General features: G+C 73.7%; 5 protein-coding genes and 1 pseudogene. All 6 read left to right on the top strand.

Annotated elements, in window-relative coordinates:
- The coding region (locus tag BFF76_RS27320) for an acyl carrier protein (RefSeq protein ID WP_141695672.1) at nucleotides 1–363 on the top strand (363 nt) is incomplete at its 5' end.
- Nucleotides 360–3,827, top strand: a complete 3,468-nt coding sequence (locus BFF76_RS27315) for an amino acid adenylation domain-containing protein (protein WP_065849268.1) — start codon at nucleotides 360–362, stop codon at nucleotides 3,825–3,827. The genes BFF76_RS27320 and BFF76_RS27315, both read left to right, overlap by 4 nt.
- A 65-nt stretch (nucleotides 3,828–3,892) precedes the next feature.
- A complete protein-coding gene (locus BFF76_RS27310; RefSeq protein WP_031095181.1) occupies nucleotides 3,893–5,026 on the top strand; it encodes an adenine nucleotide alpha hydrolase family protein in 1,134 nt (377 codons plus the stop codon).
- Between the two features lie 23 nt (nucleotides 5,027–5,049).
- The gene (locus tag BFF76_RS27305) at nucleotides 5,050–7,701 is read left to right on the top strand and encodes a type I polyketide synthase (protein WP_065849267.1); all 2,652 of its coding nucleotides are present in this window, start codon (nucleotides 5,050–5,052) and stop codon (nucleotides 7,699–7,701) included.
- A gap of 66 nt (nucleotides 7,702–7,767) precedes the next feature.
- Nucleotides 7,768–11,753: pseudogene (locus tag BFF76_RS34760) on the top strand (SDR family oxidoreductase); the annotation flags it as partial.
- A 2-nt stretch (nucleotides 11,754–11,755) separates the two neighbouring features.
- Nucleotides 11,756–11,936, top strand: a 181-nt coding sequence (locus BFF76_RS33385; protein WP_208604884.1) for a hypothetical protein, incomplete at both ends; no start/stop codon positions are given.

The raw sequence follows: 11,936 nt of genomic DNA, 5'->3' as shown, positions 1-11,936 counted from the left end.
CTGGAGATGCCCCCCGGCCGGCTCGACCCCGACCTCACCTTCGAGAACTACGGTGTGGACTCGCTCGTCGTCCTGGAGGTGACCCGCGCCCTGGAGGCGGTCTACGGTCCCCAGCCGGCGAGCCTGCTGTTCGAGCGGATCACCATCCGGCAGCTGGCCGGGCACTTCGGCGCCGGGGCGCCCAGCCCCGGAATCCCCGATGTCCCCGTCCCCACCCCTGAGCCCACCACCCCTGCAGTGCCCGGACCCGCCCCGGCCGACGGCGCCGAGCGCCTGGTCGCGGGCCTGTCCGACGCGGCCGTCGACGAGCTGCTGGCCGAACTGCTCTCCCAGCGCGGAGAGTCCGAAGGAGACGGACGATGACTGCCGAGCCGTTCAGCTGCGTCGTGATCGGCGAGGAGACCCTCCTCGTCGAGTGCACGAGGCTGCTCGTGGCCCGCGGACACACGGTGGCCGCTGTGGTCTCCCCCTCCGCCGAGCTGCTCGACTGGGCCGAGGGGGAGGACCTGACCGCCGTACCGTTCGGCACGGACCTCGCCGAGCGCCTGGCCCCGCTGCGCTTCGACTACCTGTTCAGCATCGCCAACCTCCGGATGCTCCCGGCGGAGGTGCTCGCCCTGCCCAACCGGCTGCCCGTCAACTTCCACGACGGTCCGCTGCCCAGGCACGCGGGTCTGTTCGTCACCAGCTGGGCCATCCTCGACGGCGACAAGCAGCACGGCGTCACCTGGCACGTGATGAACCTGGAGGCCGACACCGGCGACGTGCTCAAGCAGCGCACGGTGCCCGTCGACCCGGCGGCCACGGTGCACGACCTCGATGTCGCCTGCTTCGAGGCGGGCGTCGAGTCCTTCGCCGAACTCGTCGACGAACTGGCCGCCGGCACGGCCACCCGCACGCCACAGGACCTGGGCCTGCGTACCTACCACGGCCGGTACGACGGCCTGCCCCGGGGCGGTGTGTTCGACTGGCACCTGCCCGCCGCCGAACTTGACGCACTGGTGCGGGCCACCGCGTTCGGGCGCCGCCGCAACGACTTCGGCACGGCGCTGCTCGCCTGCGGCGACGACCTGCTGGCCGTCCGCGGCGTGGAGGTCACCGACCGGGCCTCCACCGCCGAGCCCGGCACCGTCGTCGACGCCGCCCCCGACGCCCTCACCGTGGCCACCGGCGACCGGGACGTCCGCCTCACCGACGTCGCCGCCCTGTCCGGGGAGCGGCTCGACCTCCTGGCCCTGGCCCGGGAGCTCGGCGCAGGCTTCCCGCACCTGCCCGACGCGGCCGTCGCCGAGCTCGCGGAGGCCGCCCGCGCCGCCCACCGCCAGGAACGCCGCTGGCTGCGCACCCTGCGGTCGCTGCGGCCGGTCCTCCCGCCGAGGTTCGGCCCGCTGAACCCGGTGGCCCGCCCGGCGGGCCCGGTCACGCTGCCCGAGGCCCTGCGCGAGCGGGGAACGGATCCCGGGCGGCCGGCCCTCGCCGCCGCCCTGGCCTTCCTCGCCCGGCTCACCCGGGGCGACGAGCGGCACGTCGCCGTGTCCGTCCTGCGGGCGGACTCCCCGGCCGCCTCCCGCATCCTGGCGCCCGACGTGCCCCTGCACGTCCCGGAAGGGCTGCTCGACCTGAACCTGCCCGGCCTCACCGAGCTGATCGGCACCGCACTCGACGAACTTCCCGGGCGCACGCCGTACCGGCGTGACGTGCCCCTGCGGCACCCGGACCTGACCGGCGCCGCCCGCACCGGGCTGCCCGTCGCCGTCGTACTGCCGGGCGGCACGGCCGAACCGGGTGACCGGCCGCTGACCGTCCGCATCGACGCCGACGGAACCGTCGGCTTCCACGTGGGCGCCGGGCTGACCGCGGACCACGAGCGCTGGCTCGCCGGGCACTTCGCCGCCTTCCTCGCAACCCTCGCCGCCGACCCCCACCGCCCGCTCGGCACCGCCGACCTGCTCGCTCCCGAGGAGCGGGAGCTGCTGCTCGGCCGGTGGAACGACACCGACGAGGAGTACCCGCGCGAGGAGACCGTGACCCGGCTGGTCACCGACATCGCCTGCGCCGCACCGGACGCCGTCGCCGTCCGCTTCCAGGACCGCGTCCTCGGCTACGGCGAACTCGACGAGGCCGCCGACCGGCTGGCCCGGCACCTCGCCGGCCTCGGCGCGGGCCCCGGCACACTCGTCGGCGTCTACCTGGAGCGCTCGCCCGAACTGCTGATCAGCCTGCTCGCCGTCCTGCGCACCGGCGCCGCCTACGTGCCGATCGACCCGATCTACCCGCCCGCCCGGATCGGCCACATGCTGCACGACTCCGGCACCCGACTGGTCGTCACCGACGAGACGCTGGGCAGCACCCTGGCAGAGTTCCCGGTCACCCCCGTACCGGCTGCCATCGCGCTCGCCGCAGGCCCGCCGGCGGCCCCGCTCGACCGCTCCGACCCGGACACGCCCGCCTACGTGATCTACACCTCCGGCTCCACCGGCCTGCCCAAGGGCGTCCAGGTCGGTCACCGGGCGCTGGTCAACTTCCTGTGGACGATGGCCCGCAGGCCGGGCTTCGGCTCCGAGGACTCGCTGCTCGCGCTGACCACCGTGTGCTTCGACATCGCGGTCCTGGAGTTGTACCTGCCGCTGGTGCGGGGCGGCACCGTGGAGATCCTCTCCGCCGCCGAAGCCGCCGACGGTGTCGCCCTGCGCGAGCGCGTGGAACGCTCCGCGCCCACGGTCCTGCAAGCCACCCCGACCACCTGGCAGATGCTGCTCGCCGCCGGCTGGAACGGCGATCCGGCGCTGCGCGCGCTGTGCGGCGGCGAACCGCTGCCCGCCGAGCTGGCCGGCCGGCTCGCCCCCCGCGTCGGCGCGTTGTACAACATGTACGGCCCGACCGAGACCACCATCTGGTCCACCGTGGACCGGGTGCTGCCCGGCGAGGCGGCCACCATCGGCCGGCCCATCGGCAACACCCGCTGCCACGTCCTGGACGAGCGCGGGACACCGGTGCCGCCCGGCATCCCCGGGGAGCTGTACCTGTCCGGCGACGGCGTCGCCGACGGCTACCTCGGCCGGCCCGAGCTGACGGCCGAACGTTTCGTCGCCGCCCCCGGCGACGGCACCGGCCGCGCCTACCGCACCGGCGACCTGGTACGGCACCTGCCCGACGGCCGCCTGGAGTACCTGGAGCGGATCGACGGCCAGTTCAAGCTCAACGGCTACCGCATCGAACTCGGCGAGGTGGAGTCCGCCCTGCGCCGGCTGCCCGGCGTCACCGCCGCCGTCGCCGTCGTCCGCGAGGACCGGCCCGGCGAACGCCGCCTGGCCGGCTATCTGGTCGGCCCGGCGGGCACGCCGGACACCGCCGCGCTGCGATCCACCCTGGGCGAGCGCCTGCCCGCCTACATGGTCCCCTCGGCCCTAGTCGTCCTGCCCCGGCTGCCGCTCACTCCGAACGGCAAGGTCGACCGCAAGGCCCTGCCCAAGCCGGACGTCGTCCGTGTCGCCGGCGGCGCGGCCGCCGTCCGCACAGACCTGGAGCGGCGCATCGCCGAGGTCTGGTGCCAGGCGCTCGGCCTGGAGTGGGTCGGTGCCGAGGACAACTTCTTCGACGTGGGCGGCGATTCGCTGCGCCTGACGTCCGTGGTGGCGACCCTGCGCGAGCGCCTCGGCCTCCAGGTCACCCGCCTCGACATGTTCGGCCATCCGACCGTACGGGCGATGGCCGCCCACGTCGCCGACGCCGGCCGCCCCGCCGAGCCCTCCGCGCCCCGGCCCCGGCGCTCCCGGGACACGGCGGCGCTGGCCCGCCGCCGCGACCGCAGAGGGCGGCGCTCATGACCGGCCCACACGACTTCGCCGCACCCACCGCACAGCCCGATCCGTCCGTCTCGCCAGGGGGTTCCGTGTCCACTTGTCAGGTCTGCTCACTCAAGGCCGTCCATCCGGGAGTGGTGCTCGACGACCAAGGGGTGTGCAACCTGTGCAACCTGGACTTCGCCGAGGACCTGCTCGTCAACTACCGCTACACCAGTGAGGTGTTCACCGAGTTCCAGCAGGCGCCGCCCGGCACCGGCGAGTACGACTGCCTGTTCATGTACAGCGGCGGCAAGGACAGCACGTACATGCTGGACAAGTTCGTCAACGAGTACGGCAAGCGGGTGCTGGCCTTCACCTTCGACGTGCCCTTCGAGAGCGTGCACGCCGCCCAGAACATCGCGCTGGCCCGGGAGAAGATCCCCGCGACGTTCGTCCTGGACGCCGACGACGACAACATCAAGCTGATGATGCGCGAGGTGTTCAACCGTCCCGCGCCGAAGAAGCCCGGCAAGTACCTCGACGAGAAGCTGCCCTGCGTCTCCTGCCGCACCTTCTTCGTCCTGCGCGCGATCCTCATGGCCTACCGGCGGAAGATCCCCTACATCGCGCTGTGCGCCGACCCGCAGCAGATCCTCACCATGGAGTCCGACGTCCGGAAGATCGTGCGCGACTTCTACAAGACGTTCGGCGAGCGGCTCGTCGACACGCTCTTCGGCGGGCAGCTGGAGGAACTCCTCTTCGACGACGACGAGAACCTGCCGAAGATCGTCTTCCCGTTCATCGCCATGCGGCACGAGTACGATCCCGACCGCATCGTCGAGGAACTGCGCGCCAAGGGCCTGTACGAGTCCTCGCCGATGGAGACCCACTGCACGCTCTTCCCGCTGCTGAACTACTACTCGTTCTCGAACTTCGACTGCATGTTCTACAAGCTCAACGCGGCCAGCCACGTGCGGTCCGTCAAGCGCAACGCCTCGTACGACCGCAACACCTTCAGCATCAAGTTCCCGCGCTCGCTCGACCTCGCCGACGTGGAGGGCCGGCTCGGCAAGGTCGTCAAGGAGATCGCGGCGGGGGAGGGCGACCGCGACGAGCACGAGCGCAGCCTCATCGACCTCTTCCAGCGCATGGACGCCTCCGAGGACGCCGCCCGCTTCGTCGCCCGCAGCTTTCTCGACATGCGATCCGTCGCCGACGACCTCGGCATACGGCTGAGCTGAAACCCGAGCAGGAGAACAAGCACATGACGATTTCCGACTCCGACGTCGCCATCATCGGCATGGCCTGCCGCTTCCCGGGCGCCGACTCCGTCGACCGCTTCTGGGACGTCCTCAGCGAAGGACGCGAGACGCTGACCCGGTACACCGACGAGGAACTCCTCGCCGCCGGTGTGCCCGCCGCCCAGCTGGCCGACCCGCGCTATGTGAAGGCCGCCCAGACCATCCCCGGCACCGACCTGTTCGATTCCGGGCTGTTCCAGTTCACCCAGGACGAGGCCGAGATCCTCGATCCGCAGCACCGGATCTTCCTGGAGTGCGCCCTGGAGGCCCTGGAGCGGGCCGGCTACGACCCCGAGCGCACCGACGCCCCCATCGGCGTCTACGCCGGAGCCGGCATGAACACCTATCTGCTGCACAACCTGGGTGAGCGCTACCGGGCAGCGTCCTCGGTGGACCACTACCGGCTGATGCTCGCCAACGACAAGGACTTCCTCGCCACCCGGGTGTCGTACAAGCTCAACCTGACCGGGCCGAGCATCAGCGTCAACACCGCCTGCTCCACCTCGCTGGTCGCCGTGCACACCGCCTGCCTCGCCCTGCTCGGCGGCGAGTGCGACATGGCCCTGGTCGGGGCCGTCCACCTCAACCCGCCGGACCGGGGCTACCAGTACCAGGAAGGCATGATCTTCTCGCCCGACGGCCACTGCCGCGCCTTCGACGCAGAGGCCCGCGGCACCGTGATCGGCAGCGGCGCCGGAGCCGTCGTCCTCAAGCGGCTGAAGGAGGCCCTCGCAGACGGCGACTGGATCCACGCCGTCATCAAGGGCTCCGCCATCAACAACGACGGCTCCGCCAAGACCGGTTACACCGCGCCCAGCATCTCCGGGCAGGCCGCCGTCGTGGCCGACGCCCAGGACGTCGCCGACGTCGACCCGGAGACCATCGGCTACGTCGAGGCGCACGGCACCGGCACTCCGCTCGGCGACCCCATCGAGGTCGCCGCGCTCACCGAGGCCTTCCGCGACGGCACGGACCGTACCGGACACTGCGCGCTCGGCTCGGTGAAGACCAACATCGGGCACCTGGACACGGCCGCCGGCATGGCGGGCCTGATCAAGACCGCCCTGATGCTGGAGCACCGCACCCTTGTGCCCAGCCTGCACTTCACCGAGCCCAACCCGGACATCGACTTCGCCGCCGGCCCGTTCTTCGTCAACACCGAGAAGACCGAGTGGAGGAGCGGGACGGGCCCGCTGCGCGCCGGCGTCAGCTCCTTCGGCATCGGCGGTACGAACGCCCATGTGATCCTCCAGGAGGGTCCGGCCCGCGGCCAGGCCCCGCACGAGAGCCGGCCGGAGCTGCTGGTCCTCTCCGCCCGCTCCGAGGACGCCCTCGAACAGGCCGCCACCGCCCTCGCCCGCCATCTGCGGGCCAACCCCGGCCTCGACACGGCCGCCGTCGCCCAGACCCTCGGCCTCGGCCGCCGCGCCCACACCCACCGGCTGGCCCTGGTCGCCGGCAGCACCCGGTCCGCCGCCATGGCGCTCGCCCTCGGCGACGAGGAGCGCGTCCGGCGTGGGGTGACCGGGCGCGAGCCGAGCGCCCCCGTGTTCGTCCTGACCGGCACCGGCACCGGCGCCGACCCGGCCGACTCGGCCGAGCTGTACGCGTCGGTGCCCGCCTACCGGGACGCCGCCGACGCCTGCGCCGCCGCCGTCGAGCGCCCCGGCGAGGCCGAGGCCCTCCTCGCCGAGGACGGTGCGGTCGCCGCCTGCTGCCACGAATACGCCCTCGCCGCCGCCCTCACCGCCTGGGGCGTCGCACCGGCCGGCCTCGCCGCCACCGGCACGGGCCTCGCCACCGCCGCCGCCCTCGCCGAGGCCCTCCCGCTCGCCGAGGCCCTCGCCCTGGCCCGCGGTACGGGTCCCCACCGCGTCTCCCCGCCCCGGCTGCCCGTCGTGTCACCGCGCACCGGCCGCTGGATGACCGAGGACGAGGGGCGCGACCCCGCCGTATGGACCGCCCGCGCCGACGCGACGGCTTCGCTGGACGCCCTGCTCGACGGCACCGGCCGGCACACGGTCCACCTCACCACACCGGACGGCGAACCCGGCGGCCTCACCCACCTGCTCGCCGTCGCCGCCGAGCAGTGGGCGCTCGGCGCCGACCTCGACTTCGCCGCCGTGCACGCCGGCCGGGACATCCGCCGGGTGCCCCTGCCCACCCACCGTTTCGAGCGACGGCGGCACTGGGTGGAGCCCGGCGACCACAGCGCCCGGACCGAGGTGGCACCGGCAGGGGACCGGCTGATCGCCCGCTTCGATCCGGCCGACCCGCAGCACAACGTCGAACTGATCCGGGACTACACCGCGGAGGCGATCGGCAAGGTCCTCGGCGGCCGGCACCTGGCCGTCCTCGACACCAACCTCTTCGACCTCGGCCTGGACTCCCTGGTGCTCATCGAGGTGGTCGCCAAGCTCGGCGAGGAGCTGGGCTTCGAGGTCCCGGCCGCCTCCTTCGTCGAGTTCCCCACCATCCGGTCCTTCGTGGACAACCTCGCCGAGCTGATGGGCCTCGTCCCCGGCACGGCCCCCGGCGGCGCCGGCACCGCCCCGGCCCCGCGCACCTCCCGGCGAGCCCAGCGCGCGGCCGCCCGCCACACCGGCCAGGCCTGATCCCCTTCCGGGGCGGCGACACCCGGCCCGTGCGGCCGACGGAAGACCAGTGAGAGAGAGCAACTTGTGGACGACAAGCGAAAGCTGCTGCTGAGCCTGCTGGCCCGGGCCTCCGCCCCGGCCCCGGCGAGCGACGGCGTGGCGATCGTGGGCGTCGCCGGCCGTTACCCGCTGGCCGGGACGCCCGCCGAGCTGTGGGACAACCTGGCCGCGGGACGGCACTGCATCCGCGAGGTGCCCGCCGACCGCTGGGACGCCGACGCCCACCACGACCCGGCTGGGGTGCGCGGCAGTTACAGCAAGTGGGCCGGATTCATCGACGACGTCGACAAGTTCGACCCGCTCTTCTTCCAGATATCGCCGGCCGACGCCGAGGCGATGGACCCGCAGGAGCGGCTGTTCCTGCAGACCGCCGCAGCCGTCCTGGACGACGCGGGCCACCCCGCCGCCGAGCTGGCCGCCCGCGGCCCGGTCGGCGTCTTCGCCGGTGTCATGAACAACAACTACGAGTGGATGGGCGGCGAGGCCAACGCCCTCGGTGTCCGCACCGACGCGCACTCCAACCACTGGTCGATCGCCAACCGGGTCTCCTACACCTTCGACTTCACGGGCCCCAGCCTCGCCGTCGACACCGCCTGTTCGGCCTCGCTCACCGCGATCCACCTGGCCTGCGAGAGCATCAGGTCGGGGGAGTGCCACGCCGCGATCGCCGGCGGTGTCAACCTGATCCTGCACCCCATGCATCTGCGCATGCTGGCCGACCGCGGGATGATCTCGCACGGTGACCGGCTCAGGAGCTTCGGTGCGGACGCCGACGGGTTCGTCGACGGCGAGGGCGTGGGCGCCGTACTGCTGCGGCCACTGGAGGATGCGATCGCCGACGGCGACCGCATCCTCGGCGTGATCCGCGGATCCGCCATCAACGCGGGCGGCAAGACCGGCGGTTACACCGTGCCGAGCGCGGCCGCGCAGGCCGAGGTGATCCGCGCCGCCCTGCAGCGCGCCCAGGCCGACCCGGCAACCGTCGGCTACGTCGAAGCCCACGGCACGGGCACCCCGCTCGGCGATCCCGTCGAGATCGCCGGGCTCGTGGAAGCCTTCGGCGGTCGCATCGACGCGGCGGAGCGGGCCGAGGGACCGACGGTCGCCGTCGGCTCGGTGAAGTCCAACATCGGCCACCTGGAGTCGGCGGCCGGCGTCGCGGGCCTGACCAAGGTGCTGTTCCAGCTGCGCCACCGCACGCTGGTGCCCTCGCTGAACGCCGCCCGGCGCAACCCCGGCATCGACTTCGCCACCACGCCCTTCGAGGTGCAGCAGACCCTCCAGCCCTGGGTGCCCGCGGCGCGCGACGGCGACGTGCCGCTGCGCGCCGTCGTCAGCTCCTTCGGCGGCGGCGGCGCCAACGCCTGCCTGGTCGTGGAGGAGCACCGCACACCACCGGCCGAACCCGTCGCCCCGGACACCGACCAGCTCCTCGTCCTGTCCGCCAAGAGCCAGGACCGGCTGCGCGCGTACGCCGCCGACGTCGCCACGTTCCTGCGCGACGCCGCGGGTGCGGAACCCGCGGGTGCGGGCCGGGACGGCCTGGGCGACGCCCAGCGGCTGTGCCTGCGCGTGGCCGCCGAAACCGTCGGCGTGGCCGTCGAGTACCTGGACCTCGGCACCGACCTCGCCGACTGCGGCTTCGGCGTCCCCGAACGCGCCCGCCTCGAGGCGTCGCTGACGGCGGAGCGGGGCGGCACCCTGCCCGCGGCGGTGACCACGGCACGGACGCTGGGCGCGATGGCGCAGACGATCGCCGGGAGCGCAGGCGCCCACGCGTCGGCCGGCAATGCCTCGGGAGCCCCGGATGCGCCGGGCGCGGCAAGCACCCGGGCCGGCGCCGGTGTTGGGGTGACCACCCGCACGGCGCCAGGCCCCACCCGCCTCGCCGACGTCGCCCGCACTCTTCAGTCCGGCCGCACTCACCACGAGTTCCGGCTGGCCCTGGCCGTCGGCTCGGTCGCCGAGGCAGCCGCGCTGCTGGAGGCGTACGCCGAGGGCACGGCCGACGACCGGATCGGCACCGGCCGGGCCACCCGGGCCCGGGTCGTCCTCGGCGGCGCCGAGGGCGACGCCCTCGAGGCGGCTCTGACCCGGCGGGACCTGGCGGCGGTGGCCGAACACTGGCTGTCCGGCGCAGCCGTCGACTGGGACCGCGTCACCCCCGCCGCGGCCCGCAGGACCGAGCTGCCGACCTACCCCTTCGCCCGCAAGCGCTACTGGATTCCCGAGCCCCCGGCCCGTGTCGCCCCCACACAGCCGACCGGGTCCGACGACGCCGCCGTGGAGCAGCTCCCGGACTTCTACCGTCCCTTGTGGGTGCGCGAGGACACCCCGGCCCCCGGACCGGCCCCGCGCATGGGCCGCGTCGTCGCCCTGGTGACCGAGGCTTCCGCCTGGCTCGCCGAGGCAATCGCGGCCCGTGTCCCCGAGAGCCGTGTGGAGTCGGTCCGCATCGACGAACTTCCCCCGTCCGCCTGGCTGGAACAGGCCGCCGGCGCCGACCTGGTGCTCCACCTCGGCGGCGCCTGCGCCGGAATCGCCGAGGGCCTGGGCGCCGGCCGGGCCGCCGAACAGCTGCGCACGGGCCCCCTCTCCCTGTTCCGTCTGGTCCGCTCCACCAGCGCCGCACGCGTCCTCGTGGTGACCAGCGACGTCCACCCGGTCGCGGGCGGCACCGCCGCCAACCCCTTCGCCGCGGGCATGCACGGCCTGCTCCAGGTGGTGGCCAAGGAGCGCCCCGAGCTCCAGGTCGGCGCCCTCGACTTCGCCTCCGCCGATCTCACGGACCAGGACGCGACCGTCACACTGACCGACGCGATCCTGGCTGCGCCCGCCGACGCCACCGGCCGCACCGTCGTCCTGCGCGGCGGGACCCGCTACGTCCGCCGCCTCGGCCGCGTCACCCTCCCCGCGTCCGGCACCGTCTTCAGGGACGGCGGCGTCTACCTGCTCGTCGGCGGCACCGGCGGCATCGCCCAGGAACTCAGCCGCCATCTCGCCGAGCGCCACCGGGCCCGGCTGGTGTGGTTCAGCCGCGGCGAGCTCGGCACCGAACAGCGCGCCGCCGCCGAGCGGATCCGCGCCCTCGGCGGCGACGTCGCCCACGTCCGCGGCGACGCCTGCGCCACCGCCGACCTCGCCGTCGCCGTCGCCGAGGCGCACCGCCGCTTCGGCGCCCTGCACGGGGTCGTGCACGCCGCGATGGTGTTCGACAACCATGCCCTCGCCGATCTCGACGAGGAGACCTTCACCGCCGCGACCCAGGTCAAGACCGAGGGCGCCGCCGCGCTCGCCGCCGCCGTCGAGGGCCAGGACCTCGACTTCCTGGTCTACTTCTCCTCCGCCGGCTCCTTCGGCAGCTTCGCCGGCAACGGCGCCTACATCTGCGCCTCCGCCACGGAGGACGCCTACGCGCTGTTCCTGCGCGACCGGCTGCCGTTTCCGGTGACCGTCGTCAACCAGGGCTACTGGGGCATGGTCGGCTCCGGCGCCCAGGCCGGACTCGCAGACATCTTCACCGGGCTGGGCATCCAGGGCTTCAGCCCCGCCGCGGGCATCGCCGCCGTCGACCGCATCCTCGGCAGCGGTCTGCCGCAGGTCATGCCGATCCGTGCCGGGCGCCGGGCCCTGGAGGCCATGGGCCACGACCCGGCCCTGGACGGCGAGGTCCTCGGCGGCGGCCACCCGGCCGCCCTGGCCTCCGCGGCCGGACGGCTCGGCACCGGTGCCGCCGCCCCGGCCGCCCGCCGCGTCCTCACCGGATACGAGGAGCTGGAGGCCGTCTCCGCGCCCATGCTGCTCGGCGTCTACCAGCGCATGGGAGCCTTCCGGCGCTCAGGCGAACGGCACGGCGCCGAGGAACTGCGCGGCCGCCTCGGAATCCTCGACCGCTTCCGGCGGCTGCACGAGGCACTGCTCAACATCCTGGCCGACGCCGGTTTCCTGAACCGCGACGGCGACCTGGTCGGCACCACCCCGGCGGTCGACGGCGTCGACGCCGACGAGCANNGTCACCCTCAACCGCCTGTTCCTCCAGGCGTACCCGCGCATTCTGCGCGGCGAGGTGGGCGCCACCGAGATCATGTTCCCCGGCTCCTCGATGAAGCTGGTGCAGAACTTCTACAAGGGCAACCCGCTCACCGACTCCTTCAACCTCGTGGTCCGCGACACGGTCCGCCACTTCCTCGACC

Source organism: Streptomyces mutomycini, from assembly GCF_001700505.1.
GTDB classification, from domain to species: domain Bacteria; phylum Actinomycetota; class Actinomycetes; order Streptomycetales; family Streptomycetaceae; genus Streptomyces; species Streptomyces mutomycini.
Note: the sequence above shows the minus strand (reverse complement) of the source record. Positions and strands in the feature narration are given on the sequence as shown.

Coding starts and splice junctions, on each gene's coding strand:
- BFF76_RS27315 (WP_065849268.1), top strand. CDS start 360: ATGACTGCCGAGCCGTTCAGCTGCGTCGTGATCGGCGAGGAGACCCTC.
- BFF76_RS27305 (WP_065849267.1), top strand. CDS start 5,050: ATGACGATTTCCGACTCCGACGTCGCCATCATCGGCATGGCCTGCCGC.